At 70.7% G+C, this 25,829-nt stretch carries 29 protein-coding genes and 1 tRNA gene; 21 read left to right on the top strand and 9 right to left on the bottom strand.

Annotated features, from left to right (window positions below; all coding sequences use genetic code 11):
* The first annotated feature begins 88 nt into the window (after positions 1 to 88).
* Positions 89 to 1,012, top strand: coding sequence for a transglutaminase family protein (locus ACQ860_RS08955; RefSeq protein ID WP_431303035.1), 924 nt, complete (start codon positions 89 to 91; stop codon positions 1,010 to 1,012).
* Positions 1,013 to 1,038: 26 nt separating this feature from the next.
* On the top strand, positions 1,039 to 3,882 hold the full coding sequence (locus tag ACQ860_RS08950; protein ID WP_431303034.1) for a PAS domain-containing protein: 2,844 nt from the start codon (positions 1,039 to 1,041) through the stop codon (positions 3,880 to 3,882).
* 8 nt (positions 3,883 to 3,890) lie between these two features.
* On the opposite strand, the gene ACQ860_RS08945 is transcribed toward ACQ860_RS08950, so the two are convergent.
* Positions 3,891 to 5,591 carry an AI-2E family transporter gene (locus tag ACQ860_RS08945; protein WP_431303033.1) on the bottom strand — a complete coding sequence of 567 codons (1,701 nt, stop codon included), beginning with the start codon at positions 5,589 to 5,591 and terminating at the stop codon, positions 3,891 to 3,893.
* 75 nt (positions 5,592 to 5,666) lie between these two features.
* On the opposite strand from ACQ860_RS08945, the gene ACQ860_RS08940 reads away from it, so the two are divergent.
* The 6 genes from ACQ860_RS08940 to ACQ860_RS08915 all read left to right on the top strand — a co-directional run bounded on the left by ACQ860_RS08940 (position 5,667) and on the right by ACQ860_RS08915 (position 9,283).
* The gene (locus ACQ860_RS08940; RefSeq protein ID WP_431303032.1) at positions 5,667 to 6,158 is read left to right on the top strand and encodes a Dps family protein; all 492 of its coding nucleotides are present in this window, start codon (positions 5,667 to 5,669) and stop codon (positions 6,156 to 6,158) included.
* Positions 6,159 to 6,163: 5 nt separating this feature from the next.
* Positions 6,164 to 6,418 (top strand): hypothetical protein, encoded by a 255-nt coding sequence (locus ACQ860_RS08935; protein WP_431303031.1) that lies wholly within the window; start codon positions 6,164 to 6,166, stop codon positions 6,416 to 6,418.
* Between the two features lie 89 nt (positions 6,419 to 6,507).
* On the top strand, positions 6,508 to 7,062 hold the full coding sequence (locus tag ACQ860_RS08930; protein ID WP_431303030.1) for a PRC-barrel domain-containing protein: 555 nt from the start codon (positions 6,508 to 6,510) through the stop codon (positions 7,060 to 7,062).
* 257 nt (positions 7,063 to 7,319) lie between these two features.
* Positions 7,320 to 7,649, top strand: a complete 330-nt coding sequence (locus ACQ860_RS08925; protein ID WP_431303029.1) for a hypothetical protein — start codon at positions 7,320 to 7,322, stop codon at positions 7,647 to 7,649.
* Positions 7,650 to 7,667: 18 nt separating this feature from the next.
* Entirely contained in the window at positions 7,668 to 8,519 is an 852-nt protein-coding gene (locus tag ACQ860_RS08920) for a diacylglycerol/lipid kinase family protein (protein ID WP_431303028.1), read from the top strand.
* Positions 8,519 to 9,283 (top strand): metallophosphoesterase family protein, encoded by a 765-nt coding sequence (locus ACQ860_RS08915; protein ID WP_431305737.1) that lies wholly within the window; start codon positions 8,519 to 8,521, stop codon positions 9,281 to 9,283. Before ACQ860_RS08920 ends, ACQ860_RS08915 begins: the two co-directional genes overlap by 1 nt.
* On the opposite strand, the gene ACQ860_RS08910 is transcribed toward ACQ860_RS08915, so the two are convergent.
* The 5 genes from ACQ860_RS08910 to ACQ860_RS08890 form a co-directional block, all read right to left on the bottom strand.
* Positions 9,280 to 11,094 (bottom strand): ABC transporter ATP-binding protein/permease, encoded by a 1,815-nt coding sequence (locus ACQ860_RS08910; RefSeq protein ID WP_431303027.1) that lies wholly within the window; start codon positions 11,092 to 11,094, stop codon positions 9,280 to 9,282. The two genes, ACQ860_RS08915 and ACQ860_RS08910, sit on opposite strands and share 4 nt — an antisense overlap.
* The gene (locus tag ACQ860_RS08905) at positions 11,091 to 11,723 is read right to left on the bottom strand and encodes a hypothetical protein (RefSeq protein ID WP_431303026.1); all 633 of its coding nucleotides are present in this window, start codon (positions 11,721 to 11,723) and stop codon (positions 11,091 to 11,093) included. Before ACQ860_RS08905 ends, ACQ860_RS08910 begins: the two co-directional genes overlap by 4 nt.
* Complete coding sequence (locus tag ACQ860_RS08900; protein WP_431303025.1) at positions 11,720 to 11,884, bottom strand: DUF1328 domain-containing protein; 165 nt, start codon at positions 11,882 to 11,884, stop codon at positions 11,720 to 11,722. Before ACQ860_RS08900 ends, ACQ860_RS08905 begins: the two co-directional genes overlap by 4 nt.
* Before the next feature lie 116 nt (positions 11,885 to 12,000).
* Positions 12,001 to 12,207: a CsbD family protein gene (locus tag ACQ860_RS08895; protein WP_431303024.1), complete on the bottom strand. Its 207-nt coding sequence runs from the start codon at positions 12,205 to 12,207 to the stop codon at positions 12,001 to 12,003.
* 76 nt (positions 12,208 to 12,283) lie between these two features.
* Complete coding sequence (locus ACQ860_RS08890) at positions 12,284 to 13,012, bottom strand: response regulator (protein WP_431303023.1); 729 nt, start codon at positions 13,010 to 13,012, stop codon at positions 12,284 to 12,286.
* A 216-nt stretch (positions 13,013 to 13,228) separates the two neighbouring features.
* Between ACQ860_RS08890 and ACQ860_RS08885 the strand changes: the two genes are divergently transcribed.
* The 3 genes from ACQ860_RS08885 (at position 13,229) to ACQ860_RS08875 (ending at position 14,426) form a co-directional block, all read left to right on the top strand.
* Positions 13,229 to 13,882, top strand: coding sequence for a sigma-70 family RNA polymerase sigma factor (locus tag ACQ860_RS08885; protein WP_431303022.1), 654 nt, complete (start codon positions 13,229 to 13,231; stop codon positions 13,880 to 13,882).
* 50 nt (positions 13,883 to 13,932) lie between these two features.
* Positions 13,933 to 14,103, top strand: coding sequence for a NepR family anti-sigma factor (locus tag ACQ860_RS08880; RefSeq protein ID WP_431303021.1), 171 nt, complete (start codon positions 13,933 to 13,935; stop codon positions 14,101 to 14,103).
* 194 nt (positions 14,104 to 14,297) lie between these two features.
* A complete protein-coding gene (locus tag ACQ860_RS08875) occupies positions 14,298 to 14,426 on the top strand; it encodes a hypothetical protein (RefSeq protein WP_431303020.1) in 129 nt (42 codons plus the stop codon).
* 72 nt (positions 14,427 to 14,498) lie between these two features.
* Here the strand turns inward: ACQ860_RS08875 and ACQ860_RS08870 are convergent, their stop codons facing one another.
* Both ACQ860_RS08870 and ACQ860_RS08865 read right to left on the bottom strand, forming a co-directional pair.
* Positions 14,499 to 16,832, bottom strand: coding sequence for an AsmA family protein (locus ACQ860_RS08870; RefSeq protein ID WP_431303019.1), 2,334 nt, complete (start codon positions 16,830 to 16,832; stop codon positions 14,499 to 14,501).
* Positions 16,829 to 17,815, bottom strand: coding sequence for an RluA family pseudouridine synthase (locus ACQ860_RS08865; protein ID WP_431303018.1), 987 nt, complete (start codon positions 17,813 to 17,815; stop codon positions 16,829 to 16,831). The genes ACQ860_RS08870 and ACQ860_RS08865 overlap by 4 nt, the downstream gene beginning before the upstream one ends.
* 137 nt (positions 17,816 to 17,952) lie before the next feature.
* Here ACQ860_RS08865 and ACQ860_RS08860 point away from each other — a divergent pair, with 137 nt between their 5' ends.
* The 3 genes from ACQ860_RS08860 (at position 17,953) to ACQ860_RS08850 (ending at position 20,467) form a co-directional block, all read left to right on the top strand.
* Positions 17,953 to 18,492, top strand: coding sequence for an OmpA/MotB family protein (locus tag ACQ860_RS08860; RefSeq protein ID WP_431303017.1), 540 nt, complete (start codon positions 17,953 to 17,955; stop codon positions 18,490 to 18,492).
* 305 nt (positions 18,493 to 18,797) lie between these two features.
* Entirely contained in the window at positions 18,798 to 19,496 is a 699-nt protein-coding gene (locus ACQ860_RS08855; protein ID WP_431303016.1) for a DUF6932 family protein, read from the top strand.
* Positions 19,496 to 20,467, top strand: a complete 972-nt coding sequence (locus tag ACQ860_RS08850) for a hypothetical protein (RefSeq protein ID WP_431303015.1) — start codon at positions 19,496 to 19,498, stop codon at positions 20,465 to 20,467. The genes ACQ860_RS08855 and ACQ860_RS08850 overlap by 1 nt, the downstream gene beginning before the upstream one ends.
* A gap of 92 nt (positions 20,468 to 20,559) precedes the next feature.
* Here ACQ860_RS08850 and ACQ860_RS08845 read toward each other — a convergent pair.
* Positions 20,560 to 20,634: transfer RNA gene (locus tag ACQ860_RS08845), tRNA-Thr, on the bottom strand.
* 127 nt (positions 20,635 to 20,761) lie between these two features.
* Between ACQ860_RS08845 and sppA the strand changes: the two genes are divergently transcribed.
* The 7 genes from sppA to trpA are packed head-to-tail and all read left to right on the top strand — an operon-like array spanning position 20,762 to position 25,817.
* Positions 20,762 to 21,679, top strand: a complete 918-nt coding sequence (gene sppA / locus ACQ860_RS08840; protein WP_431303014.1) for a signal peptide peptidase SppA — start codon at positions 20,762 to 20,764, stop codon at positions 21,677 to 21,679.
* A gap of 56 nt (positions 21,680 to 21,735) precedes the next feature.
* Positions 21,736 to 22,053 (top strand): integration host factor subunit beta, encoded by a 318-nt coding sequence (ihfB, locus tag ACQ860_RS08835; RefSeq protein ID WP_431303013.1) that lies wholly within the window; start codon positions 21,736 to 21,738, stop codon positions 22,051 to 22,053.
* Positions 22,050 to 22,337, top strand: coding sequence for a LapA family protein (locus ACQ860_RS08830; RefSeq protein ID WP_431303012.1), 288 nt, complete (start codon positions 22,050 to 22,052; stop codon positions 22,335 to 22,337). Before ihfB ends, ACQ860_RS08830 begins: the two co-directional genes overlap by 4 nt.
* 16 nt (positions 22,338 to 22,353) lie before the next feature.
* Entirely contained in the window at positions 22,354 to 23,067 is a 714-nt protein-coding gene (pyrF, locus tag ACQ860_RS08825) for an orotidine-5'-phosphate decarboxylase (RefSeq protein WP_431303011.1), read from the top strand.
* Positions 23,064 to 23,726 carry a phosphoribosylanthranilate isomerase gene (locus ACQ860_RS08820; protein WP_431303010.1) on the top strand — a complete coding sequence of 221 codons (663 nt, stop codon included), beginning with the start codon at positions 23,064 to 23,066 and terminating at the stop codon, positions 23,724 to 23,726. Before pyrF ends, ACQ860_RS08820 begins: the two co-directional genes overlap by 4 nt.
* Before the next feature lie 25 nt (positions 23,727 to 23,751).
* Positions 23,752 to 25,005: a tryptophan synthase subunit beta gene (trpB, locus tag ACQ860_RS08815; RefSeq protein ID WP_431303009.1), complete on the top strand. Its 1,254-nt coding sequence runs from the start codon at positions 23,752 to 23,754 to the stop codon at positions 25,003 to 25,005.
* Positions 25,002 to 25,817 carry a tryptophan synthase subunit alpha gene (trpA, locus tag ACQ860_RS08810; RefSeq protein WP_431303008.1) on the top strand — a complete coding sequence of 272 codons (816 nt, stop codon included), beginning with the start codon at positions 25,002 to 25,004 and terminating at the stop codon, positions 25,815 to 25,817. The genes trpB and trpA overlap by 4 nt, the downstream gene beginning before the upstream one ends.
* The last annotated feature ends 12 nt before the right edge of the window (positions 25,818 to 25,829 follow it).

Genomic DNA, 25,829 nt, shown 5'->3' with positions numbered 1-25,829 from the left:
ATTGCGTCGCTGCATTCCGCGCAAATCGGGTGCAACGTGCAGGGGGCTGCCGCGTTCCATGCCCCGCCACGCCCCAGGGAACACACCCATGCCGCGCCTGCAGATCACCCACCGGACCGAATACGCCTATCAGCGGCCGGTCGGGCTGCTGCGGCACCGGCTTCTGCTTCGGCCGCAGGACAGCCACGACCTCCGCCTCCACGCGGCCACGCTGACCGTGGACCCGCCGCCCAAGGACCGCGTCTGGGCGCATGACGTGTTCGGCAATTCCATCTGCCTGCTCGACTGGCCCGGGGATCTCCAGACCGAGCACCTCACCATCGTTTCGGAGCTGGAGCTGACGCATTATCCCTCCGGCCTTGGCGTCCCGGCCACCTCGCTCGACCCAGCGGCCGAAACCTACCCCTTCTCCTACCCGGCGGCCGAGATCCCGGATGTGAGCCGCCTGACCGAGCGGCAATACCCGGACCCGGGCGGCAGCGTGGATCGCTGGGCGCGCCGTTTCGTGACGCCCGAGGGCGATGCGCCGATCCGCACGCTGGAGGTGCTGTCGGCGATGACGCGCGCGGTGAAGGCGGAGTTCACCTACCGGGCGCGTGAGGCGGAGGGCACGCAGCTGCCGGCGGAGACGCTCCGGCTGCAAAGCGGCACCTGCCGCGACTTCGCGCTGCTGATGATGGAGGCGGCACGCAGCCTTGGCTTCGCCGCGCGCTTCGTCACCGGCTATCTCTATGACGCGGATCCCGATCCGGATGCCGCGGGCCAGCAGGGCGCGGGCGCCACCCATGCCTGGTGCGCCATCTACCTGCCGGGCGCGGGCTGGGTGGAATACGACCCGACCAACGGCCTGCTTGCCGGCGACAATCTCGTGCGCGTCGGCGTCTCGCGGGCGCCGGAGCAGGCCCTGCCGGTGAGCGGTGGCTTCGTGGGCGATGCGCAGGATGCGCTGGCGCTGCGCGTGGGGGTGGAGGTCCTGCTGCTCTCGGAGGGGCCCTTGGCCGCGGCCGCCTGACGCCGGACGTGGTGCGGGAGGCAGGCATGCATTGGCTCAGACGCAAGGCGAGCGCCCTCCCCTTGGCCATCTGGGCCGTGATCGGGCTTGTCCTGGCGCTGGTGCCGGCCGCCTTCGTGCAGGTGCTGCTGGAGCGCGAGGCGCGCATCGAGCGCACGCAGCAGCTGGGGGAGCAGGCGATGCGCTTCGTCCGTCTGGTCGGCCAGCAGCAGAGCAGCATGCTCGAAGGCGCAAGCCAGCTGCTGAGCAGCATGGCGGCGCATGACGCGATCCGCGCCATGCAGCCCGATCCGGAATGCGACGCATTCCTGGCTCGCATCGTCGCCGCCAATCCACGCTACCTGACGGCCACCCTGTTCGACCGCCAGGGCCAGCCGGTCTGCGTCGCGCATGAGGCTGCGCGCGCCATCAATGTGGCAGACCGCCCCCATTTCCAGGAGGTGCTGCGCAGCAACAGCTTCGAGATCGGCACCTATTCCATCGGCCGCGCCACCGGCCAACGAAGCTTCCACCTCGCCGCGCCGCTCCGTGACGATGCCGGGCAGGTAATCGGTGTGCTCGCCCTGTCGCTCTCGGTGGACTGGCTGATCCGGGAGCTGCAATCCATTCCGCTTCCCCCGGGGAGCGCTTCCACCATCGCGGGTCGTGACGGTGTCGTCCTGGCCCGCTCGCTCGATCCGGAGCGATTCGTCGGCCGTATGATGCCGCAGATCGGCATGGCGGTGCTGAACGCGCCCGCCCCCGGAATCATCGACGCCCCCGCGCTGGACGGCGTGCGCAGGATCGCCGCCTATCTGCCGGCCACGGTGGAGCCGCTCGGCCTCTTCGTGACCGTCGGCCTCGAGACGACCGCGCTGCTGCGGGATGCCGTCTATGCCGACCGGCGCGCGGCGCTGATGATCATCGGCTCGCTGCTGCTCACCTTCATGCTCGCCGTGCTGGTCTTTCATGGCGCGGTGGAGCGCCCGGTGCGCCGCCTGCTCGCCACCGTGCGCAACTGGGAGGGGGAGGACTGGTCCGCGCGCGTCGGCCCCATCGCGGGCGGCCGGGAATTCAGCAAGCTCGCCGAGGCGTTCGACAGCCTGGCCGAGAGCGTCGCGATGCGCGAGGCGGCGCGTTTGCGCGCGCAGACCCGCATGCAGGCGGTGGTGGCCGTGGCGCCGCAGATCGTGCTCACCGCCGACCAGCACGGGCAGGTGGATTGGACGAACCGCTACTGGGAAGAGCTGACCGGCCTCGGGCTCGCCGAGAGCCGAGGCGATGGCTGGCTCGCCGCCGTCCACCCCGAGGATCGCGAGGGGGCGGCGGCCGCCTGGCGTGAGGCGTTGGAACGCGTGGCGCGCGGCGAGTTGGAGCAGTTCTCGCGCGAGATGCGCATCTGTAATGCGGCGGCGGGGCATTGGCGCTGGTTTCTCTTCACCGGCGCGCCCATCCGCACGACGGCCGGCCGGCCCGCCGCCTGGACCGCCGTCGGCCTCGACTACCACGAGCGTCGCCAGGCCGAGGCCGACCGCGCCGAGACCGCCGCCCGCCTGCGCGCCACCTACGAGAGCGCGCCCGTCGGCCTCTGTCTCTTCGATCGCGAGCTGCGTTACATCGCCATCAACGAGATGCTGGCCGACGCCAACGGCTTCCCCGCCTCCGCCCATCTCGGCCAAACCATGGAGGCGATGGCGCCCGAGGCGGCCATCGAAGTCGGTCCCATCCTGCGCCAGGTGCTGGAAACAGGCGAGCCGGTGCAGGCGGTGGAGATGGGCAGCCTGATGCATGGCGAGAGGCGCTCCTGGCTGTGCAGCTATTTCCCCGTGCGCGACGAGCAGGGCCATGTCACCGGCGTCAGCGCCGCCGTCGTGGACATCACGACGCGCAAGCGGATCGAGGCCTCCGAGCGCATGCTCTCGCGCGAGGTGGACCATCGCGCGCAGAACGTGCTGAGCGTTGTGCGCGGCCTCGTGCGCCTTTCGGCGGCGGAAGCGGATGACGATTTGCCGGCGCTGATCGAGGTGCTGGAAGGGCGGATCGCCGCGCTCAGCCGCGTGCACAACGTGCTGGCGCAGGAACGCTGGGTCAGTGCCGAGCTCTCGGCAATCCTGCGGCAGGAACTGGCGCCGGTGCGCGGCCAGGTGGCGATGGAGGGGCCGGCGCTGCGTCTCGTGGCCGATGCGGCGCAGCCCTTCGGCCTCGTCGTGCATGAGCTCGTGACCAACTCGATGAAGTATGGCGCCCTGTCGAGCGTGGCCGGCTACCTGACGCTGCGCTGGCATGTCTGCGGGCAGGAGGTGCTGCTCGACTGGATCGAGGCGGGCGGCCCCGAGATCACGGCGCCGCCGGTGCGCATCGGCCTCGGCTCGTTGTTGATCGACGCCAATGCGGGCGCCCAACTGGCCGGCCACATCGAGCGGCGCTGGCTGCGTGAGGGGCTGCACTGCGTCCTGACCATGGGCGCGAGCGCCTTCGCCGGTGAATTGCGGCCGGACATGCCGGCCCGCGCCGGCGTCCTGTCAGGCCGCCGCGTGCTGGTGGCCGATGACCAGCCCGAGCGCGCCGCCGCCCTCGTGGCCACCCTCCGCGAGGCGCGCTGTGAGGTGATCGGCCCCGCGACCTCGATCGAGGAGGCGCTGGCCGCTCTGGAGCGGGCGCGGGCGGTGGATGCGGCGGTCTTGCCGGCGACCCTCAAGGGGGTCTCGGTGCAGCTGCTGCGCGAAGCCCTGGACCGGCGGGCGGTGGCCACGCTGAACCTCCACGCCTCCGGCTCCCTCCCGCGGACGGGCGAGGCAAGCCTGCCCGAGCCCAGCAGTTCGGCCGAGCTGCGCCTGGCGCTGGCCGCCCTTCTCGGCCTGCAGGCGGCCGTGGAGCGGACCGTGGCCTGAGGGGCGCGTCACGCGCCGCCGGCCGGGTGATCCGAGGCCTCCTCGATCCAGCGGTCCACCTGGCTGACGAGGCCCGGCAGGCCGATCACCCAGGGCAGCGCCATGCCGTCATCCGCAAGGGCTTGCTCCGCCTCGTCGCTCGCGGCGAAGGCGATGAAATGGCCGGTCAGCCGCCGCGCGGCGCGCAGGGCGCGCAGCAGGCGCTGGCGCGGCGGGCGCGTGGCGGCGACCAGCAGCGTGACCACGGGGGCGGGAGCCTTTTCGGGCCGCAGCGTGGCGGCATGGCCGGTCTCCAGCAGGGCGGCGACGACCAGCTGGGTGGTGGCACGGTCCAGCGCCCCGGCGACGGGCAGGACGAGGATGTCCGCCTCCCCATCCGGCTCGTCGGCGTAGGGCTCCAGCACGCGCACCAGCGTGCGGGAGGCACGGATGGTGAGCGCGGTGCCGAAGGATTCATTGCCGCGTTCGCTGCCGACCTGCGCGATGGCCGGCAAGGCGAGCTGATCCAGCGCGGCCTGCACGCCCTGGCGGGCCATGGCGGCGCCCAGCAGCGCGCCGGCGCCCCGCGCATCCTCCGCCAGCACGCGCTGGTAGAAGCGGGCGGCCGGGGGCAGGGGCTCGGCGTCGCCCAGCAGCACGTCGAGAAAGCCGAAGGCCGGCACGTGGCGGCCGATGATGACCAGGCAGGCCGTCATCGCGGGCGCCAGGATCAGCCCGACCGGCCCCCAGAGCACCGCCCAGAAGGCGGAGGAGATCAGCAGCGCGAGCGGTGTCACGCCCGTGCTGGCGCCATAGATCCATGGCTCCAGCACATAGGTGATCGTGATGTCCACCAGCGCGAAGAGCGCGAGGACGAGCAGCACGGTGGCCCATCCCTCCGTCGTCGCGAAGGCCAGCAGCAGCGGAAACAGGACGGAGAGCGGCGCGCCGAGGAAGGGGATGAAGCGCAGCCCGAATCCCAGCACGCCCCACAGCGGGGCATTGGGAATGCCGAGGCCCCAGAGGCCGAGCCCCATGCAGAGTCCGAACAGCCCGTTCACGGCGAGCTGCATGAGCAGGAAGCGGCCGATCCGCACCGTCGCCTCCGTCATCGCGCCCGTCGTCCGGTGCAGCTCATGCACGCCGGCGAGGCGCAGCGCGCGATCCCGCACATCCTCGCGCTGCACCAGGATGAACGCCATGAGCAGCAGCGTGATGGCGAGCATGGCCACGGGCGCGATGATGACCAGGCCGAGCTCGGCCAGCGTGCGCAGCGCGCTCTGGCCGTCGCTGACGACGGCGACGGTCATGGCGGCGGGCGCTGCCTCCGGCCTGTCCAGCGCGGTGCCGAGGCGGCGCAGCAGCAGCATCACGCCCTCGACAGGGCCGGAGCCCTGGCTCAGGCTCTCGAGCTTGCCGCGCAGAACGCTCTCATAGGCCGGCAGTTCGGTGGCCAGGGCCAGCGCCTGCGTCAGCACCACATAGGCGAGCCCGCCGAAAAGCCCCAGCACGAGCAGCAGCACGAGCAGCACGGCCAGGATGCGCGGCAGGCCGCGCGCTTCGAGCCATTCGGCCGCGGGCAGGGCGGCGATGGTGAGCAGCAGCGCAAGCGCGAGCGGCGCCAGGATCTCATGGCCCAGATAGAGCGCGACGATCACGCCTGCGAGCAGCAGGAACCGCCCGCCGCCACCCTCCGTCGCGCCGGGTTCGGGGGGGCGGAACGGCGCCATCGCGGTCTCCTTGCTGAACTTCGCTGCAACGCGCCGCGCCGTGTGGCGTTGCGGGCGGGGAAGGAGCCGAGGCCGATGGATCAGCTGAAACCTGACAGGGACATGCGCGGTAACGGGGCGGACGGTTCCGCGCTTCGGGCCGTGCTCGCCGATACGGCGGTGCTGCTGGCCAAGACGCAATCCTGCCACTGGAACGCGCAGGGACCGGCCTTCTACGCCATCCATGAATTGACCGAGGCGCAGTACCAGGAACTCTTCACGGCGCTCGACGTGCTGGGCGAGCGCTTGCGCGCCGTGGGCGAGGCAGCCCCGGACGGGCTCGGCGAGATGCTGGAGCATGCGAGCCTGGCGCCCGGGCTGGGCGAGGCCGCGATCCCCGCCGCCGTCGCCGCCCTCGCCGCCGATCACGCGCGCCTCGCGGCCCGGGCGCGCGAGGGGGCGGAGGAGATGGAGCGCGCCGGCGACGCCGGATCGCACGATGTGCTGATCGCGCGCGTCCTCGCGCATGAAAAGGCCGCGTGGCTGCTGCGCAGCCATTTGGGGCCGCGAATGGAAGCCGGAGGATGATGATGATGTTAGACCCACAGCGCGATCCGATGCCGGGCGACCGCCCGGTGCAGGCGCAGGTCGAGGAGGTGATGGACCGCCATGTGACGCCCGCGCTGGGCGAGGTGGTGGGCCAGGTGGAATTCGTGGTGCAGGAGGCGGGCGAGGAACTGCGCCACCAGTTGCAGCGCCTCGCCGAGACGGTGCGCGCGCAGCCGCTCACCGCGATCGCGCTCGCGGCTTTGGCGGGCTTCGTCTTCGCACGTCTGACGGAGCGCTGAGCGCGCAACGCGGCGCGCCGCGCGGTGTTCATCCCCTGTGCGGTTCCAGCCCCCAAGGTCCCGCACGGGAACCCAGAGGAGAGATCCAGATGCACCACACCCCCATGGCGCCTGCCTTGATCCGCATGACCCTGACGGCCGCGCTGCTCGCCGCGCCCGGCCTCGCTTGGTCCCAGGCGCAGACGCAGCCGCCTGCCGGCCCGTCCTCCACCATGCCGCAGGCGAGTCCGACACGGCCCGTGAATCCCGCGGCGGACCCGGCGACGACCACGCGCAGCGCGCCGGGCGCGACGCCCGGCACGACCACGCCCGGCGCCAGCCTGAACCCGCCGGGTGGCACCGCCACGGCGGGCTCCATCGCCACGGCACGGCCGCGGATGAGCCAGATCATCGGCAGCCGCATCTACAACGACCGCGACCAGAATGTGGGCGAGGTGGATGACATCCTGCTGACGCCGAATGGCCCGGTGGCGATCGTCCAGGTCGGCGGCTTCCTCGGCATCGGCGGGCGGCTCGTCCAGATGCCGCTGAGTGAGGTGCGCTGGAACGCCGAGCGCGAGCGGCTGATGCTGCCGGGCGCGACGAAGGAGATGCTGGAGACCCGGCCGGCCTTCGAATACGACGCGGCGCAGCGGCGCCGCTGAGCGAGGGCATGTCCTCACGGGAGCCCGCGGCGCAGGCGCCGCGGGCTTTCTCGCGTCTACAGCACCCCGAACAGCCAGAGCGCGATGATCACGGGAATGGGAATGCCGATCAGCCAGAGCAAGGCGCCACGCATGGGATTTCTCCTGGGTTGAACAGCAGCGGGAACGCGGCGCCTCGGCCTCGGTTGCGGCGGCAACCAGGGGCGCGGGGCCGCGTTCAGCCCTGCATCACCAGGAACCCATGGAAGGATGCGATGATGACGCTGCTGCGAAACCTGGCCCTCTCCGCGCTCTTGCTCGGCACGGTCGCCTGCACGGATTCCGGCGGCGGCAACCCGCCCGGCACCGCCGCGACCCGTGCGCTGGACCGCGCGGCCGGCACCAATACCTCGGGCGCCTATCCGGCGCAGTCGGATGGCACGCCAGCCAATCCGCCGGGCACCGCCACGAACCGCGCGGTGGATCGCGCGGCCGGCACCAACACCTCGGGCGCCTATCCCGCACAGTCGGACGGCATGCCGGGCAACCCCCCGGGCACGGCGGCCAGCCGCGCGATGAACCGCGCCACCACGCCCGCCACCCGCTGAGGGCCTCGCGCCGAGAGCATGCGCGCCGCGCTGATCGTGAACCCGGGGGCCGGCGCCTTGTCCGCCCTCGCCGCACCCCGGGCGTCCCTGTCCCGGGCGCTGCGCGAGGCGGGCTTCCTTCTCGGTGACCTTGCCGAGGAGGCGCCCCTCGACGTGCAGTGGGACGAAGTCGAAGCCTGCGATGCCGAGGTCGTCTTCGTCGCGGGCGGCGATGGCACCCTGCGCAGCGCCGCCGCGCGCCTGCTCGATCGGCGCCTCGCCCTGGCGCCGCTGCCCGGCGGCACCATGAACCGCGTCTGCGCCCGCCTGGGCCTGCCGCGCGATCCGCTGGACGCTGCCGCCGCATATCGCCCCGACTTCTTCACGACGCTGGATGTCGCCAGCGCCAATGGCGAGGTGTTCCTCTACCAGAGCATCGTGGGCCAGCCCTCGCGCCTGATGCGCTTTCGCGAGATGCAGCGCGGCGCCGGCCTCACCGGCTGGGCGCCCGTTCTGCGCGCGGCCGCGCGCGGGATGCTCCGGCCGCCTGGCCAGGGACTGGCACTTCGCACCGGGCCGCGCGGGCGCATCCGGGGCCATGCCGCGGTGGTGACGCTGCCCGCCCCGGGCGAGCCGCCACTCCTCCTGCTCGACCTCGCACGCCCGGCCGGCCCGGTGGCGCGGCTGCGCCAGGCCATCCGCTGGCTGCGCGGCGGGCTGAGCCGCGATGCGGAGGTACGAAGCTTCCTCGGCCGGCGCTTTGTCGTGCATGGGCCAACCCCGTGGCTGCGCCTGAGCCTGGATGGTGAGATGCACCTGGTGCCGGGCCCCGTGCGCTTCCGGCTGCACCCCGGCGCGCTCCGCCTGTTGCCGGCGAAGCGTGTGGCGTGATGGCGCGCATCGCGCATCTGGCCGATCTGCATTTCGGCGAGGGCGATGCCGCCGCCGCCGCCATGCTGGCTGCCGACATTCGCGCGCAGGCGCCAGAGGCGGTGGTGGTGAGCGGCGACCTCACACGCCGCGCCCGGCCGCAGGAGTTCCGCGCGGCGCTGACCTTCCTGGAGGCGCTACAGGCGCCGCTTCTGGTGGTGCCAGGCAATCACGACATCCCGCGCGACGACGTGCTGGCGCGCTTCCTGCACCCGCGCCGCCGCTGGCACGCCGCACGCTCCAGTGCCTGGCGCGACGGGCTGATGCTGCCCGGCCTGCGCCTGATCGGCCTCGACAGCGTCAGCCGTGCGCAATGGCATCTCGACTGGGCGGCGGGCGCCCTCCCGGCTTCGCGCCGCGCGGCGCTCGGGGCCGCGCTCGCCCTGCCGGACGGGGCGATGACGATTGTCGCCTGCCATCACCCGCTGCGGCATCCGCCCTGGGCCATCCGCCGGCGCGTGCCGCGCCATGCCGAGGCGACCATCACGTTGCTGCGCGACCATGGTGTGGCCGCGCTGCTCTGCGGCCACCTGCATCGCGCCGTCGCCATGCGATTGGGTGTGGATGGTCCCTTGCAGGTGGTGGCGCCGAGCGCGCTTTCGCCGCGCGGTGCGGGCTTCGCCAATGGCTGGAACCTGATCACGGCGGAGGCGGGGCGCTGCTGCGTCATCCTGCGCGAACGGGGCGGTGGCGGCTGGTCGGCCCGTCCCCTTGAAGCGGCCTAACGCCTCGGCCGCCGCCGCGTCCATTGCCGCCGCGTGCCTTCCCGTCGCGGGCGCGAGAAGCGCGCGCCGCCCTCCGCCCGTACCAATGTGAGCGTGCGCTCGTGGAAGGCCGAGAGGCCGGGGCGATGGCCGATGGAGATCAGCGCGGCCTCTGGCAGTTCGTCGAGCACGAGCTGCATCATCGCATCCTGGTTCGCCTCATCGAGCGCCGCCGTCGCCTCGTCCATGAAGATCCAGCGGGGGCGGTGCAGCAGCAAACGCGCGAAGGCCAGGCGCTGCTGCTCCCCCAGGCTCAGCACGCGGTCCCAGCGCTCGTCCTCGGCCAGGCGACCTGACAGGCGCTCCAGGCCCACGCGGGCCAGCGCGTCGCCCTGTGCCTCCTGCGGGAAACCGTCCTGCGGCGCGGGATAGCAGAGAGCGGCGCCGAGCGTGCCGAGCGGCAGGTAGGGCCGCTGCGGCATGAACATCATGCTGGTCCGGGGCGGGATCACGATCTCGCCCGCCCCCCAGGGCCAGAGGCCGCCGATGGCGCGGAACAGCGTGGACTTGCCCGTGCCGGATTCGCCCTGGATCAGCACGCGTTCGCCCGCGCGGATCTCGGCCGAGGCATCGGCGATCACCGTCGTGCCATTGGCGAAGGCGACCTCGAGGTTGCGAAAGATCAGCGCGTCTTCGTCGCCCTCCGTGATGGTGATCGTGGGCTGGTTCGGGTCCTCCACCAGCGCGTCCAGCTCCTCGATCAGGTCGCGGAAGACGACGATGCGCGAGACGGCGCTGCGCCATTCGGCGATGCGGCCGAAATTGTCCACGAACCAGTTGAGCGCGCCCTGGACCTGGCCGAAGGCGGCGCCGATCTGCATCAGGCCGCCCAGCGTGATGGCACCTGAGAAATAGGCGGGCGAGGCGACGATGGTCGGGAAGATCATGGCCAGCGTGCCATAGGCGCTGGTCAGCCACATGAGGTTGCGCTGGCTCCGCATCAGTCCGCGCACCGCCCCGGCCACGCTGCCGAAGAGGCGCGTGAGGCCGCGCTGCTCATCCGCCTCGCCGCGGATGAGCGCGATGCCTTCGCCGCTTTCACGCGCGCGGTTCAGACCGAAGCGGAAATCCGCCTCCGCCGTGGTGCGCGCCACGTTCAGCGGCACCAGCGGCCGGCCAACGATCCAGGTGAGGAAGGTGCCGAGCAGCGCGTAGGTGAGCGCCGCCCAGACCATGTAGCCGGGGATGTCGAACTCGCGTCCCGCAATGCTGAGGTGCAGCGCGCCCGAGAGCGTCCAGAGGATGCCGATGAAGGCGGTCAGCATCAGGAGGGAGTTCATCAGCCCCGTCGCGAAATCCACCGCGAGGTCGGTCGCGACCCGCACATCTTCTGCGATGCGCTGGTCCGGATTGTCGGCGCCGGTCTGCGCCATTTCCAGCTGGTAGTGCCGCCCCTCGCGCAGCCAGACCTGCAGCAGGTGCCCCGTCAGCCATTCGCGCCAGCGCAGCTGGATCAACTGCTTCATGTAGAGCTGGTAGACGGCGACGCTCATGGACAGGGCGGCAAGGCCCAGGAAGAAGAGAATCTGCGCCCGGAAGGCGCCGCCGTCGCGGTTCTCCAGCGCGTTGAAGAAGTCGCGGTTCCAGATGTTGAAGCGGATCTGGATCGCGACCTGCGCGAGCGTCAGCAGCACGAGGCCTGCGAGCAGCCAGCGCGCGCGGCCCCGATTGGGCGCGGTCAGCCAAAGGCGGAAGGTGCCCATGAACGCCAGCACCGGCGAGCCGGCGGCCGGGGTCTGTCCCGGGGTCTGGGGCGTCGTGGCTTCGGTCATCCGCGCGGGACGGGCTGCAGGCTGTCCATCGCGCGGCCGATCGAGAGGGCGTCGAGCGCGACAAGTCTGTCACGCCGCGTGCCGAGCCCCTCTGCGGCCAGCGGCTCGCCGGGCTTCAGGAGATCGCCCAGGGCGCGGTGGGCCGCGACCGGCAGCCGGATGGCCCCGCCCTCGGCCAGCACCACGCCCATGCCCTCGCCGCGCGGCGTGAAGAGCGGGCAGAGGATGCGCCCGGAGAGCTGCAGTGGCTCCCGCCCTGGCTCATGCGCGACGAACCAGGCGGGTCGCTCGACGAAGCCGAGCGGCTCCGAATCCGACTTGCCCCAGGCGAGCATCAGCACCACCGCCGCGTTGCGGGCGCGGATGCCCCAGACGCTGATCGGCGCACCCGGCTCGATCGCCGTCATCAGCGCCTCCGCCTCCGAAGAGGCGAAGACGAACTGCGTCCCCTCGCGCAGCAGGCCGCGATCCACGGCGCCGGCGGGGGTTGCGATCCAGCGCTCCAGGCGCCCGCTATAGGAAGGAAGCTGCGTCGGGTCGAACCAGAGCGAGGCCCCGCGCTGCGCGGCGGCAGGCGCCGCGAGCAACAGTGCGGGCGCCATCAGCACCACGCGACGGCGCGGCCTCACATCTCCCATCCCGCGCCGGTGACCAGCGCCAGGGCGAAGAGGGCAAGGAAGACGAAGAACATCAGGCGCGCCGTGCCGTCCGCCGGGCTAGCGGCGCCGCCGAAGCCGAATGCACCGGAGATCAAGGCGACCAGCAGGAAAATCATGGCCCAGGCCAACATGACCGGTCCTTTCAGGCGTCACCCTTGGCCGGCGCCTTGAGGGGGAAGGGCGGAGGCGGGGCGCCCTACCCCCAAGGCGGCAGGGCAGGCCCCGCGCGATCCGCGGCGGCACCGCGTCACATGGAGCGCTGGCGCGCCTCCCACGCCTTCACCTGCGTCTCGGCCTCCTCCTTCGCGATCCCGTATTTCTGCTGGATCTGGCCCACCAGCTGGTCGCGCCGGCCTTCGATCGCCGTCAGGTCGTCATCGGTCAGCTTGCCCCATTGCTCCTTCACGGAGCCGGTCAGCTGCTTCCAGTTCCCCTTGATCGTGTCCCAGTTCATTTGCGTTCTCCTCATGGCCGCGAGATCCGCGGCACCTTGGGGAAAACGCGCCTTCCTGGGGGCGGTTGCAGGGGCCTCAGGGCAGCGGTACGACGCCCGCGCTGATCGCCTGGTAGGTCAGCACCGCCAGCATGAAGCGGTCGAAGGGCTTCCGCATGACGAAGGCGGGCTCGATGCCCTCCGCGGTCAGCAGGTCCTCCGGGTAGGCGGTCACGAAGATCACCGGCACGGTGATGCGCGTCAGGATCTCCTGCACGGCGCGGATGCCGTTGCCGCCTCGGCCGAGATTGATGTCGGCCAGGATCAGCCGCGCATCGCCCTCGGCGGCCAGGCGCACCGCATCCGCCTCCGTCGCCGCGACGCCGATGACCGTGTGCCCGCAATCCTGCACCAGCATGCGCAGGTCCATGGCGATGATCGGCTCGTCCTCGATGATCAGGACGCGGGTGACCACGGCGGAGCGGATGGCCTCGCGCGCTGCGGCGATGCGGGCCTCCGCCTCGCCCTGTTCAAGCCCGGTGACGCGCGCAGCCTCGGCGGTGGTGAGTTCCTCGATGGTGGTGAGCAGGAGCAGGTGCCGGGCCAGCGGCGGCATGCCCGGGCCCGCAGACAGCCCGGCGGTGAGGGCCGTGATGGCGGAGAAAAGACCGAGGCGGGGCGGCATGTCCTCCGGCAATCGCGCGGCGGCGCGGGCCACCATCTCGTCGCCAGGGCCCTGCGCCCCCGTCAGCGCGCGCGCGAAGCGGCGCGCATAGGGGAGGGCCGGGAGCAACTCGGAGGTCTTGGGCAAGTTGGGGATTCCCATGTCAGGACGGGACGAAGCCGCGGGCAGGTCGCGCCGCGTGCCGGAGATTCTGCAACCTCATGTCGTCATGCCGAATTCCATCGCGAGCGAAACCCGGGGCGTGGCCCAAGGTTGCATGGCATTCGCAGGAATCCCAATTTATGAACAAAAAGACATGCATCCACGGCCGACCTGGCGGGTTTCTCCAGTCTCGCATTGTGAAGGGGGCCTTTTTGCATGACCCATCAAACACCAGATCGTGACGAGAGCCGCGCCGCGTCCCAGGAGTCTGCCACGATCGATTTCCATGACCTGATGATGGCGGCCCTTCCTTCGCTGCGCCAGCAAGCCTTGGCTCTGACGCGCAACCGCGCCGATGCCGACGACCTGGTGCAGACGGCCGTGGCCAATGCGCTGTCCGCCCGCGCCTCTTTCGAGCCGGGCACGAATTTCCGCGCCTGGATGGGCAGCATCCTGCGCAACCGCTTCCTCTCCGACTGCCGTCGACGTCGGCCGACCGCCTCGATCGAGGATGTGCCGCCGGCTTCGCTCGCCCGCAGCGGCGGGCAGGAGGAAAGCCTCGCGATGAAGGAACTGCACCACCACCTGGCACGCCTTCCCGCCGACCAGCGCCTGCTGCTGCTGATGATCTCCGTGCAGGGCGTCTCCTATGAGGATGCCTCGGCGCAGATGGGCATTCCGGTCGGCACGCTGAAGGCGCGTGTCTCCCGCACGCGGGCGCAGTTGAGGAACTGGATCCTGGGGGAAGGGGCCGCGCGGCCTCCGGGAAGGGAGGAGCGGCCGAGGATGCCGCTTGACGGACCGCTCCCGCGCAAGGCAAGCCGAGCCTCGCGGCCCGGGGGCGCGTCCCCGGGGATGTGGCTCACCTAGGAGGTGGCTTGCCCAAGGACCACGACAATTCCGGCAAGGAGAAGCGGCTGATGTCTGCGGCTCGGCAGAAGGCCCGGCGCACGCGCGACGCGGCGCCGGACGCGGCCTTCGACCTCTGGCTGGATCGCGGGCTCAACTCCATGTTCGGCAAGGTCGCTGAAGAGCCGATCCCGCCCGAGTTGATCGCGATGATCGAGAAGAGCCGCAAGGGCGGCTCCTGACCCTTTGCTCCGGCCGGTGACTTGCGTTTTGCAAATTGGCTGGGGGCACCTTGCATTTTGCAACGCATTCTTCGGCGGTCTCCCCTGGCATGTGGCGAAGCGGCCGGTTTGGTTCTCATGAAATCAATCGGTTAGGCGTATGGCCCGGCGCTTGCTCCTTGGGGATCAGACCACCCCACCCGAAGGAGCACCCCATGTCCCAGATGACTGAAGCCGCCCGCGGTGACCTCGCCCTGATCGTCCTGCGCCTGGTCGTGCTCGGCACCGCCAGCACCCTGGTTGGTGTCCTCGCGCACATCGCCTGGCGCGCGATCTCCCAGTAAGGCCCCGCACGCCGCAACCGCAACGCCAGGCCCCACCCGGAGACGTCCTCACCCGGGCCCCTCCCTGGCGGATCAACGACCCAGCAATCCCCTGAGCAGGTTGTTGATGGCAGGCTGCGACGAACCGGGCGGAGCGGGTGCCACTTGCGGCACCGGCCCTTCCCGGCCCCCCCGGGCGATACGCAGCGTCCCCGCGCAATCCGGTATCGCAACTCCCCCGGCCCCCCCGCCGGGCGCCCCCAGCAGACTGCCCACCGCCCCCTCGGTCAGGGCAGCAAGTTCCAGGCGCGGCGCCGCCAGCGTTCCCCCGAGCGGGATCGGTGCCCGCACCCGGACTCCGGCCAGCCGCAAATCCCCCTGCATGCGGATGGCCAGCGTCTCGTCGCGCAGACTCATCCCCCCCTCGCCGGCGAGACGCCCCGCGGCCCCATCCAGATAGAAGGCGCTGAAGCGCACAAGGCCGCGGTCCGCTTCCCCCCGCAAGGCGAGGCAATGCACCGGCACACCGGCCGCGAAGCCCGGGATCTGCGCCAGCGCCTGCGCCGGGCCGCCGCTCAGCCGGCCCTCCACCACCGCCAATCCGAAATGCCCGGTGGCGCTCGCCGCCACGGCGCGCCAGTCGGCACCCTCCCCGCGCAAATTCACGTCGAGATCGGTCCGGCCGGTCAGCGGGCTCGCGAGGCCGAAGGCGCCGAGCAGCGCCGCCGGGTCGAGTCCCTGGCCGCCGCCGCGGATCTGCACCGCGGGTGCGGCGCCGGTTGCGTCCGCCGCGAGCGTCAGCGAGAGCCGCCCGCCCGGCAAAGTGGCCGCAAAGGGCTCAAGCCGTGCCCGGCCGCCGGCATTCACGAGGCGGCCTTCGATGTGGCGCAGCGTGAGCTCGCGTTCGATCACCTCACTCAGCGTGAAGGCGAGGTCCGCATCAAAAAGGCGCAGCGCGGCGAGGTCGAGCGGGGTGTCCGGGATCACCCGGCCAGACGCAGGGGACGGGGCGGCCGGCGCGGCTGGAGGAGCCGCCGATGCCGGTGGCGCCGAGGCTGTCGGCGCGGGGGGAAGCCGCAGCGCGGTCAGGTCGAGCCGGGAGGAGGTGATCCGACCGGCGACGGCGGGGCGTGGCGCCCAGCGCCATTCCAGTGCGCCCGCCAGATCGCCCGCCGAGGAGGCGAGCGCGAATTCCCCGAGGCGCAGGCCCTCACCGAAGAGCGGGCCCAGCGCCGTGACGGCGGCACCGAGGCGCGCCTCGCGCAGCGGTGGCAGGGGGCGGCCCGCCAGGGCGGACAGACGCCCCAGGTCCGGTGCGGCGGCCGAAACCCGAAGGGTGCCGGGCCATTCGCCGGTCAGGCTCGCCGTCGCACCGCCGGCCGCGAGCCGCAGCGCCAGCGGCGCCGGCGTGCCCGCGATCAGAGCGAGCGGCCGCGCCTCGGCCGTCAGCGTCACCGCCTCGCCCCGGAACCGGCCATTCGCCTCCAGGGTAAGGGGTGCGTCCTGCCCCATCTGGATGAAGCGCGCGGCGGTCAGGGTAAAGCCGGCGACCTCGCCGCCCGTGGCCTCGCCATCCAACCCGGCCAGCCGTGCCGTGCCGCCCGTGACCTCCAACGCCGCGCGCAGCGTGAGGCCGGTCAGCGCCGGCAAGGGGCGCCCGGCCAGCGGCGCCAGCCCATCGAGGCGCGGGATTTCGGCGCGCAGGGCGGCGCGCCAGTCGCCATTCGCCTGCTGCCCCTCCGCCGTCAGCCGGAGGCCAGGAAGTGTCGCCGTGAGCTGGAAGGGCCAGGGGGCCGGGCCGTTCCAGGCGGCGGGGGCACCGAGCCGTCCTTCGATCCGCGCCTCGGTGCCGCGCGCGGCCAGCGTCCCCGCGAGGTCGAGCGAGGCGCCGGGCCCGCTGCCGGTCAGCCGCAATTCGGGCACCCGCCAGGTCTCGCCGCCTGCCGTTACCTGCCAGTCCCGCAGGGTGACGGCGCGCAGGTCCAGCTCCATGGGGCGGACGGGCGCGGCCTGGGGGGCGGGGCTGGCCGGCGGTGCCGCTGGCGCGGCGGGGCGGGCGAAGCGCCAGTTCTCGCGCTCCAGCAGGAGCCTGCCGCCCTCGAGGCGCAGATGGGCGAGCTCGACGCGGCCGGAGAGGAGGGGCAGCAGGGCAAGGCGGATGTCCGCCTGGGCGATCCGCAGCATCTCGGGCGCGCTGCCGCCCGGCAGATTGGCCAGCACCAGGCCCTCGGCTGCAAGGGTGGGGGTGAGGGCGGGCGTCAGGTGCAGGCGCCCCTCGATGCGGAAGTCCCGCCCTGTGGCGCGCTGCACCGCCTCGACCACGCGCGGGCGGAAGGCGTCGGCGTCGAAGAAGAGCAGGAAGGCGGCCAGCGCCAGGAGCGGCAGGGCCAGGATCAGGCCGAGCGCGAGGAGAAGCGCGCGCCTCATTTGCTGCGGCGGGGCGGGCGGGGGGCAGGGTTGTCGAAGCCGAAGAAGCGCATGGTCTCCTCGAAATGCCCGGGCGGTGCCGCCATGACCTCAAGCGTGCCGCCCTCGGGATGCGGCAGGCGCAGCGCGCGCGCATGCAGGTGCAAACTGCCCGAGAGCCCCTCCAGATGCGCGGCCTGGCCGCCATATTTGCCGTCGCCCAGGATGGGGGTCTTGAGCGCCTCGGCGCAGTGGACGCGCAGCTGGTGGGTGCGGCCGGTCTGCGGGCGCAGCTCCAGGAAGGCCGCGCGGTGCTTGGCCGCCTCCAGCACCTGGTAGTCGGTCACGGCGCGCATCCCGGCCGTGCCCTTCTCGGCCGGTGCGGTGCGCTCGCCGCCGCGGCCCGCCGCCTGCGCGCCGACGAGGCGCATCAGCGGCATGGAGATGCGGCCGAGCGCGATCTGCGGCTCGCCCACCACCACGGCCCAATAGGTCTTCTCCATGTCACGCCCGCGAAAGGCCTTGGCGAGATGCGCGGCGGCGGAGACGGTGCGCGCCACGACCAGCACGCCCGAGGTGTCGCGGTCGAGCCGGTGGACGAGGCGCGGCTTCTCGCCATCCTCGGCCAGCGCCTCCAGCATGCCGTCGAGATGCTTCTTGATGCCCGGGCCGCCCTGGACCGCGAGGCCGGGCGGCTTGTTCAGCACGATCAGGCTGTCGTCGCGGTAGAGCACCATGGCGTGCATCTCGGCGACGGCCGCGTCCGAGAGCGGGCGCGGTTCGGCCTTGGGCGCGGGGGCCGTCGGCATCGGCGGCACGCGCAGCTCCTGGCCGGCGAGCAGGCGGGTATTTGCCTCGGCCCGCTTGCCGTCCACGCGGATCTGTCCGGTTCGGAGCATCTTCTGCAGCGCCCCCTGGGTGAGGGCGGGGAAGCGGCGCTTCAGCCAGCGGTCGAGCCGGGTGTCGTCTTCCGCGGGGGGGACTTTGAGCGTGGTGATGGACATGCGCGCCCTCTAGCAGATTTTGCCGGGCCAGGCGTGTACGTCGCGATGGGCTGCCGCGCATGGAACGCGGCTTGCAGGGTCGTGCCATGCGGTTCCATGCTGCCAACAATCATGGAAGGCAAAAAAGGAGAACTACCATGCAACGCCGTTTTCTCGTCGCCGCCCTGCCGGCTGTCCTCGCCGCCCCCCTGCTCGCTGGCTGCGTCTCCGAGCAGCGCTACGACCAGCTGCAGGCCGCCTACAACCAGCTCCAGGCCCGCTACACCGCCGATGAGGCGACGATCCAGCTGCTGGAAGGCCGGCTGAAGGTCACGATGACCGACCGCATTCTCTTCTCCTCGGGCGGGTACCACATCGATCGCCGCGCGCAGGAGGCGCTGGGCAAGATGATCCCGACGCTGCAGGGCCTGCAGAACACGCGCATCATCGTCGAGGGCTACACCGACACGACGCCGGTCGGGCCCGAACTGCGCCGCCAGGGCATCAGCACCAACCTCGACCTGTCCTCGCGCCGGGCCGACACGGTGGCGGACAGCCTGATCCGCCAGGGCGCGCCGCGGAACCTGGTCTCGGCCGATGGGCGTGGCGAGGCGAACCCGATCGCGTCCAACGACACGCCGGCCGGGCGCGCGCAGAACCGCCGCATCGAGATCACGCTGGTCGGCCCCGGGACCTGATTTCCCGCAAGGATGTGCAGCGGCCGCTTCCGGGAGGGGGCGGCCGTTTGCGTGTCTGGATCTCGCGTGTTGGGAGATGGTGCCGACTCGGGGAATCGAACCCCGGACCTACTGATTACGAAGTCGGCTAAAATGCTGCAATTTCAATAGGATTTCCAAGAGAGATGCGGCAATGGTTGTCGGTTGCCACCTTACAAGCGCGGCTCTACACCGCGCGCGGTAACGGTGTCCGAGTTGAGGTCTAACGCGGCCCTGGTCTGGTTCGAGACCTGTGCGTCGACTTAAGCGGACTGCGCCTTGTCCGCGTGGGCAAGGGCAACACGCTGTCCACGCCCAACGGCTGGCCGGGTGGCGGCACTGTTTACGCCTCGGTGAATGAGTGCAAAAGTTGTATGCGATCGCAATTTTGTAGGGGAGAGAGAACGCGCGTGCCGCTGCCGCCTTTTGACATGCGCGGGTTGTTGCCGCCGTTCATCGGTGCAGACGCCGCTACACACGACCGTTCACCCTACGTGTCCACAATGTCGGAGCTCGGGGCATCCCTGGGGACCACCCCCGAACGGCGCCATCTGCTGCGGAATTTGATCGCCTACCGTGCCCTGATCGCCAGTGACGGGTACACCTCAGGTTTCCAATTCATCGACGGCAGCTTCGTGGAGAACATCGAGGCGTTGGCCGGCAGGCCGCCGGGAGACATCGACGTTTTCAGTCTCCTTGATGCACCGACGAAGTATCTAACAAATTCAGTATCCTGGCAGACGCATGGTTTGCCATTCTGGCAGCACGAAATCGCCAATAGGAACCACAATAAGGCGCGCTTCTCCCTCGATACATACGCGCTACTTTTCCAGGAACTGCAGCCCATGGGGCTGATCCAGGCGACGATCTATTGGTATAGCCTCTTCTCACACCAACGTAATACGTTTGCCTGGAAAGGCTTCGCTACGATCCCGTTGGACCCGGCGGGCGACCAAGTGGCTCTCGCTGCGTTAGGGACAACCTAATGCCCACGCTCCTGTCCATTGAGGCGCTGCAAGCCGACCGGCTCTACGTCGAACAGCAGCTTCTGGCGGCTTCCGCGAACCCGTGGGGAACCAGCCGCCTCATGTGGGAGAACCGGCTAGCGGAAATCGATGAGCAGATGCGTGCATCCAGTCTGACGCGCGCGAATCATGCCTCGGTCGCGCTGATATTCGACGGCAACCCCGTCATCGGGTCTGGCGACATCCGCCTCGATTTCACAACCCAGGCTCTGGATAGCTACCAGAAAATCGTATCGCTTTCTCTGGCGTCTGCGCTTTCCGAGGCGCTGCCCCTGCGTGGCCGCCTGCCTGGTGCTGACCTTTCGCGGCTGTTTATCCGAGACATTGTCAGGGGATCCATGGGGTTCATCCTAGAGGAAGTTTTGCCGGATCAGACGGAATTGGTTGAAACGCGGCTGAAGGATGCTCTCGAACGAAGCACAGAACTCATCTCCGTCTTAAGCCGGGCGGAAGAAGATGAATTTGCTCATACCATCGAGAAAACCCCGGCTCGGCTTGTCGCCGCCGTGCAGGGGTTTGCGAAGCTGCTCCGAGACTCTGGCGCAAGCACGAAGATCTTCGGGGACATGAATAAGGTAGAATTGTCTCTGGAGGACGTGAGGCGCCTTACCGACAGGCTAAACGAAATTGAGGTTAAGGAAGAGCTGGCGCCTATTGTCGGAATTCTTCTAGGAGTTCTTCCAGATTCGCGAGAATTTGAGCTACGTTTACCGGATGGTGAGGGAAACATCCTTCGAGGTTCGGTTTCCGAGGATTTGGCGTTCAAATACACTTCCGATACCGCCTTTAAGGACAAGTTACTTCTCCAGCCTGTGCGTGCGCACATCAACACGGTGAGCACTTTCCGAAACGGCCGGTTGGTGAAGGAACGTCGCGTGTTGGAGGCTCTGGAGGCCGCGCCGCAGGACGGTTTGCTCCTCCCTGGGCGGTGACCCTGTCGCGCAGCGAAAGCTCGCGGCACCGTACTGGCCACAGTTCCAAGGCCGCTGTCCTGCGGCTAACGCGGCCTAAGTTACTGAAAAAATGGTGCCGACTCGGGGAATCGAACCCCGGACCTACTGATTACGAATCAGTTGCTCTACCCCTGAGCTAAGTCGGCGCCCTTGGTGGCGCGGTCCATAGCGCCAGCGGCGCCGCCTGTCCATCGCCCCGGCTGGCTTTTCCTGTCTTCGCAGCCGGCATGCGTGACCCTATGTCAGCGCGACCCTCGGACGGATGCAGAACCCATGGCCCTTGAGCCCGATCTCCTTCTCGATCGCCGCCGGCTGAAGCGGCAGCTCGGCTTCTGGCGCGCCGCCCTCATCCTGGGCGCCGTGCTGGGCGGCGCCGTCCTGATGGCGGACAGCCTGCCGGAGAACCCTGCGCTGGGCGGAGAACACATCGCCCGCCTGCCGCTGAACGGCACGATTACCGACAATCGTGATCTCGTGCGCCTGGTCGAGCGTGCGGGCCGGGACTCGCAGGTGCGGGCGCTGCTCGTCTCCATCGACAGCCCCGGCGGCACGGTGGCGGGCGGCGAGGCGCTGCACACCGCCATTCGTGGCGTTCGCGCTGCGGGCAAGCCCGTCGTCGCCGTCATGGGCGGCACCGCGGCCTCGGCCGGCTACATGGTGGCGCTGCCGGCCGAGCGCATCTTCGCGCGCGAGGCGACGCTGACCGGGTCGATCGGTGTGATCCTGCAATCCTTCGAGGTCTCGGAGCTGATGGAACGCCTGGGCCTGCGCGCCGAGGCGCTGACCTCAGGCCCCTTGAAGGATCAGCCGAGCCCCTTCCGTCCGCTGACCGAGCAGGGCCGCGCCTCGCTCAATGCCGTCGTGCAGGACATGCAGAGCCAGTTCGTCGCCATGGTGGTGGCCGGGCGCAACATGCCCGAGGAGCGCGTGCGTGAAATCGCCGATGGGCGCGTGATGACCGGCCGCCAGGCGGTCACGCTCGGGCTGGTGGATGCGATCGGCGGCGAGGCCGAGGCGCGGCGCTGGCTGGCCGAGACGCATGGCCTGCCCGCCGAACTCCGCCTGCGCGATCTCGACCCGCGCGGGACGGCGGAACGGGTGCTCTCCATGGCGTCGCTCCGTCTCTGGGAGGGGGCCGTCTCAGTCCTGCGGGCTCAGGGTTGGTGGCCCGGGCATATTCTTCCCCGCTGAGACGGCACTCAGCCCTTGCAAAACCTTCCAACTCGGCATGCTATACGCCCGGGCCGTTGCTTGAGGGGACCATGACAAAGAGCGAACTGATCGCGCATCTCGCCATGCAGCACCCTCATCTGCGCCTGCCGGATGTCGAGGCCGTGGTCAGCACCATCTTCGAGGAGGTCAGTGCCGCCCTCGCGCGCGGGGATCGCGTGGAGCTGCGCGGCTTCGGCGCCTTCACCACCCGGCGGCGAGACCCGCGCCAGGGCCGCAACCCCCGCACGGGCGAGGCGGTGGCCGTCGCCGGCAAGGGCATGCCGCATTTCCGCCCGGGCAAGGAATTGCGCGCCCGCGTCAATGGCGGGCAGGACCCTGGCGAGGCCGGGTGATCACTTACCTGCTGCCGGCGCTGCTCGCGGTGGCCCTAGCGTTTTTCGCTCTCGCCAATCCTGAACATGTCGCCGTCACCTTCTGGCCCGACGGCTGGGTCGTCGAAATTCCGCTCTGGCAGGCCATTCTGGTTCCCTGCCTCGTCACCTTCCTGGCCGGGGCGCTGACCGTCTGGCTCGCGCATCTTCCGGCGCGGCGGAGTGCGGCGCAGCTGCGCCAAGCGGCTGCCCTGCTTGACGCGGAACTCGCCAGCCGCGATCCCAGGCCCGCCAAGCCGCACTGAGGATGTGTCCCGAGTCATGCTGCATCGCCCGACAGGCCCGGAGGGCCGGCTCATCGTCGCCCTCGACACCCCGAAGCTGGAGACGGCCGAGGCGCTAGCGGGCCGGGTCGCACCCTACGCCGGGCTGGTGAAGCTCGGGCTCGAACTCTTCTGCGCGGCCGGACCGCCCGCGCTGGCGCGGCTTGCCGCGCATGCGCCGGTCTTTCTCGACCTCAAGCTGCACGACATCCCGAACACGGTGGCGGGCGCGGTCGGCTCCCTCGCGCCGCTCGGCGCCTCCATGCTCACGCTGCATGCGGGCGGCGGGCCGGCGATGATCACCGCGGCGCGCAAGGCGGCCGAGGCGGCCGGGCCTGCCCGCCCTGTCCTGCTCGCCGTCACCGTGCTCACCAGCATGGACTCCGAGCAATTGGGCGTGGTCGGCGTGGCGGGCGGCCCGGCGCAGCAGGTTCTGCGCCTGGCCCGCATGGCGATGGAATCCGGCGCGGATGGCCTCGTCTGCTCGCCGCGCGAGGTCTCGCTGATCCGCGACGCGCTGGGCGAGGCGCCCATGCTGGTGGTGCCCGGCATCCGCCCCGCGGGCAGCGCCGCGGGCGACCAGGTGCGGATTGCCACGCCCGAAGATGCGGTGGCGGCCGGGGCCGACTGGATCGTCGTGGGCCGCCCGATCACCGAGGCCGCCGACCCGGCCGCCGCCGCCGCCGCCATCACGGCGGGCCTCGGCCGGTGAGCATCGAGGTCAAGATCTGCGGGGTGAACTCGCCCGAGGCGCTGGCCTGGGCGGCCGAGGCGGGTGCAGACTTCGTGGGTTTCGTCTTCTTCCCCGCTTCGCCGCGCGCGGTGACGCCGGACCAGGCGGGCGCCATCTCGGCCAGCGTGGAAGGCGGCCCGCGCCGCGTCGGCCTCTTCGTGGACCCGGCGGATGCGCTGCTGGAGGCGGCTCTGGCCGCGGCACGGCTCGACGTGATCCAGCTGCATGGCGAGGAAAGCCCCGCGCGCGTGGCCGCGATTCGCGCGCGCTTCGGCGTGCCGGTGATGAAGGCCATCGGCATCGCGACGGAGGCCGACCTCGCGCAGATCGCAGCCTACGCGCCCGTGGTGGACCGGCTGCTGCTGGACGCCAAGCCGCCGCCGGATGCCGTGCTGCCCGGCGGCAATGCCGCGCCCTTCGAGTGGCGGCTCGCGCGGCTGGCCCCGATCCCGAAGCCATGGCTGCTGGCCGGTGGCCTGACGCCCGTCAATGTCGCCGAGGCCATCGCGGCCAGCGGCGCGCCGGGGGTGGACGTCTCCTCCGGCGTCGAGCGCGCGCGCGGCGTGAAGGACGCGGCCCTGATCCGGGATTTCATCGCCGCCGCCAGGGGTTGGGAAAAGCCCGCGCCTTCTATATGACCATGGCGACACGCCAGCTCCCGGGATGCCTCCGTTGAACCAGCTCCTCAAGCCCAACACCTACAAGAGCGGCCCGGATTCCGCCGGCCGCTTCGGCGGCTTCGGCGGCCGCTATGTCGCCGAGACGCTGATGCCCCTCATCCTCGAGGTCGAGGCAGCTTATGCGACGGCGAAGGCCGATCCCACTTTCGATGCCGAGTGGCGCCGCCTGCTGAAGGATTATGTGGGCCGCCCGAGCCCGCTCTGGTTCGCCGAGCGCGTGACGGAGCACTGCCGCGCCAAGGCCGAGCCGGGGAAAGGGGCAAAGGTCTATTTCAAGCGCGATGAGCTGAACCACACCGGCGCCCACAAGATCAACGCCGTGCTGGGGCAGATTCTGCTCGCCAAGCGCATGGGCAAGAAGCGCATCATCGCCGAGACCGGCGCCGGCCAGCATGGCGTGGCGACGGCCACCGCCTGCGCGCTGTTCAACCTGCCCTGCACCGTCTTCATGGGGGCGACCGACGTCGAGCGGCAGCAGCCCAACGTCTTTCGCATGAAGCTGCTGGGGGCCGAGGTCGTCGCCGTCACCTCGGGTGCCGCCACGCTGAAGGACGCGATGAACGAGGCGCTGCGCCACTGGGTCGCGAATGTCGAGGACACCTACTACTGCATCGGCACGGTGGCCGGCCCGCACCCCTATCCGATGATGGTGCGCGACTTCCAGTCGGTGATCGGCGCGGAGACGCGCGTGCAGATGCAGGAGGCCGAGGGCCGCCTGCCCGACCTGCTGGTGGCCGCGATTGGCGGCGGTTCCAACGCCATGGGGCTTTTCTATCCCTTCCTGGATGACGCCTCGGTGCAGATGCACGGCGTGGAGGCCGGCGGCCACGGCATCGAGACCAAGACGGGCCATGCGGCGAGCCTCACCGGCGGCCGCCCCGGCGTGCTGCATGGCAACCGCACCTATCTCCTGCAGGACGAGTTCGGCCAGATCCTGGAAGGCCATTCCATCAGCGCCGGCCTCGACTATCCCGGCGTCGGCCCCGAGCATTCCTGGCTGCATGAGCTGGGCCGCGTGCAATACGTGAACGCGACGGACAAGGAGGCGCTGGAGGCCTTCCAGCTCTGCTCGCGCCTCGAGGGCATCATCCCCGCGCTCGAGCCCGCGCATGCGCTGGCCCACGTGCTGAAGGTGGCGCCGACGCTCCCGGCCGAGACGCTGATCGTGATGAACATGTGCGGCCGCGGCGACAAGGACATCTTCACCGTCGCCGGCCATCTCGGAGTCAAGTTGTGAGCCGTATCGCTGCCCGCTTTGCCGCGCTGAAGGCCGAGGGCCGCGGCGCGCTGATCCCCTTCCTCGAAGCCTATGACCCCGACCCGGCCACCAGCATGGCCATCCTGCGCGGCATGCCCGCCGCCGGCGCGGATCTGATCGAGATCGGCGTTCCCTTCACCGATCCCATGGCCGATGGGCCGATCATCCAGCTCGCCGGGCAGCGCGGGCTGAAGGCGGGTGCGACGCTGGCCGGCACGCTCGCCATGGTGCGCGACTTCCGCGCCGAGGATGACGCGACGCCCGTGATCCTCATGGGCTACCTGAACCCCATCCTCTCCTACGGCGCGGATCGCTTCGTCACCGATGCGGCGGCGAGCGGCGTGGATGGCCTGATCGTCGTGGACATGCCGCCCGAAGAGGCGGAGGTGCTGGCCCCGGCCGCGATGGCGGCGGGCATGGACATCATCCGCCTCGTCGCCCCCACCACGGATGACGCGCGGCTGCCGCTGGTGCTGAACGCCTCCTCAGGCTTCGTCTATTACGTGGCGATCACCGGCATCACCGGCACGCGCAGTGCGGACCCGGAGGCGCTGCGCGCCGCCATCCCGCGCATCCGCGCCCATACCGACCTGCCCATCGCCATCGGGTTCGGCGTGCGCACGCCGGAGCAGGCGGGCTTCGCGGCCAAAGTCGCCGATGGCGCGGTGGTGGCGAGTGCGCTGATCGATACGCTCGCCAAGTCGCTGGACGAGCAGGGCCGCGCCAAGCCGGACAGCGTCCGCCAGGTGCTGGACCAGGTGCGCGAACTGGCCGCCGCGGTCCGGGGCTGAGCATGGCCCTGG

Origin of the sequence: Sediminicoccus sp. BL-A-41-H5 (genome assembly GCF_050632405.1) — a bacterium.
In the GTDB taxonomy this organism is placed as follows: domain Bacteria; phylum Pseudomonadota; class Alphaproteobacteria; order Acetobacterales; family Acetobacteraceae; genus Roseococcus.
This window is presented reverse-complemented; position numbering and strand designations above follow the sequence as displayed.

What these genes read in the sequence shown, in the direction of transcription:
- ACQ860_RS08955 (WP_431303035.1), top strand. Translation starts at nt 89, where the DNA reads ATGCCGCGCCTGCAGATCACCCACCGGACCGAATACGCCTATCAGCGG.
- ACQ860_RS08950 (WP_431303034.1), top strand. Translation starts at nt 1,039, where the DNA reads ATGCATTGGCTCAGACGCAAGGCGAGCGCCCTCCCCTTGGCCATCTGG.
- ACQ860_RS08945 (WP_431303033.1), bottom strand. Translation starts at nt 5,591, where the DNA reads ATGGCGCCGTTCCGCCCCCCCGAACCCGGCGCGACGGAGGGTGGCGGC.
- ACQ860_RS08940 (WP_431303032.1), top strand. Translation starts at nt 5,667, where the DNA reads ATGGATCAGCTGAAACCTGACAGGGACATGCGCGGTAACGGGGCGGAC.
- ACQ860_RS08935 (WP_431303031.1), top strand. Translation starts at nt 6,164, where the DNA reads ATGTTAGACCCACAGCGCGATCCGATGCCGGGCGACCGCCCGGTGCAG.
- ACQ860_RS08930 (WP_431303030.1), top strand. Translation starts at nt 6,508, where the DNA reads ATGCACCACACCCCCATGGCGCCTGCCTTGATCCGCATGACCCTGACG.
- ACQ860_RS08925 (WP_431303029.1), top strand. Translation starts at nt 7,320, where the DNA reads ATGACGCTGCTGCGAAACCTGGCCCTCTCCGCGCTCTTGCTCGGCACG.
- ACQ860_RS08920 (WP_431303028.1), top strand. Translation starts at nt 7,668, where the DNA reads ATGCGCGCCGCGCTGATCGTGAACCCGGGGGCCGGCGCCTTGTCCGCC.
- ACQ860_RS08915 (WP_431305737.1), top strand. Translation starts at nt 8,519, where the DNA reads ATGGCGCGCATCGCGCATCTGGCCGATCTGCATTTCGGCGAGGGCGAT.
- ACQ860_RS08910 (WP_431303027.1), bottom strand. Translation starts at nt 11,094, where the DNA reads ATGACCGAAGCCACGACGCCCCAGACCCCGGGACAGACCCCGGCCGCC.
- ACQ860_RS08900 (WP_431303025.1), bottom strand. Translation starts at nt 11,884, where the DNA reads ATGTTGGCCTGGGCCATGATTTTCCTGCTGGTCGCCTTGATCTCCGGT.
- ACQ860_RS08895 (WP_431303024.1), bottom strand. Translation starts at nt 12,207, where the DNA reads ATGAACTGGGACACGATCAAGGGGAACTGGAAGCAGCTGACCGGCTCC.
- ACQ860_RS08890 (WP_431303023.1), bottom strand. Translation starts at nt 13,012, where the DNA reads ATGGGAATCCCCAACTTGCCCAAGACCTCCGAGTTGCTCCCGGCCCTC.
- ACQ860_RS08885 (WP_431303022.1), top strand. Translation starts at nt 13,229, where the DNA reads ATGACCCATCAAACACCAGATCGTGACGAGAGCCGCGCCGCGTCCCAG.
- ACQ860_RS08880 (WP_431303021.1), top strand. Translation starts at nt 13,933, where the DNA reads ATGTCTGCGGCTCGGCAGAAGGCCCGGCGCACGCGCGACGCGGCGCCG.
- ACQ860_RS08875 (WP_431303020.1), top strand. Translation starts at nt 14,298, where the DNA reads ATGTCCCAGATGACTGAAGCCGCCCGCGGTGACCTCGCCCTGATCGTC.
- ACQ860_RS08870 (WP_431303019.1), bottom strand. Translation starts at nt 16,832, where the DNA reads ATGAGGCGCGCGCTTCTCCTCGCGCTCGGCCTGATCCTGGCCCTGCCG.
- ACQ860_RS08865 (WP_431303018.1), bottom strand. Translation starts at nt 17,815, where the DNA reads ATGTCCATCACCACGCTCAAAGTCCCCCCCGCGGAAGACGACACCCGG.
- ACQ860_RS08860 (WP_431303017.1), top strand. Translation starts at nt 17,953, where the DNA reads ATGCAACGCCGTTTTCTCGTCGCCGCCCTGCCGGCTGTCCTCGCCGCC.
- ACQ860_RS08850 (WP_431303015.1), top strand. Translation starts at nt 19,496, where the DNA reads ATGCCCACGCTCCTGTCCATTGAGGCGCTGCAAGCCGACCGGCTCTAC.
- sppA (WP_431303014.1), top strand. Translation starts at nt 20,762, where the DNA reads ATGGCCCTTGAGCCCGATCTCCTTCTCGATCGCCGCCGGCTGAAGCGG.
- pyrF (WP_431303011.1), top strand. Translation starts at nt 22,354, where the DNA reads ATGCTGCATCGCCCGACAGGCCCGGAGGGCCGGCTCATCGTCGCCCTC.
- trpB (WP_431303009.1), top strand. Translation starts at nt 23,752, where the DNA reads ATGCCTCCGTTGAACCAGCTCCTCAAGCCCAACACCTACAAGAGCGGC.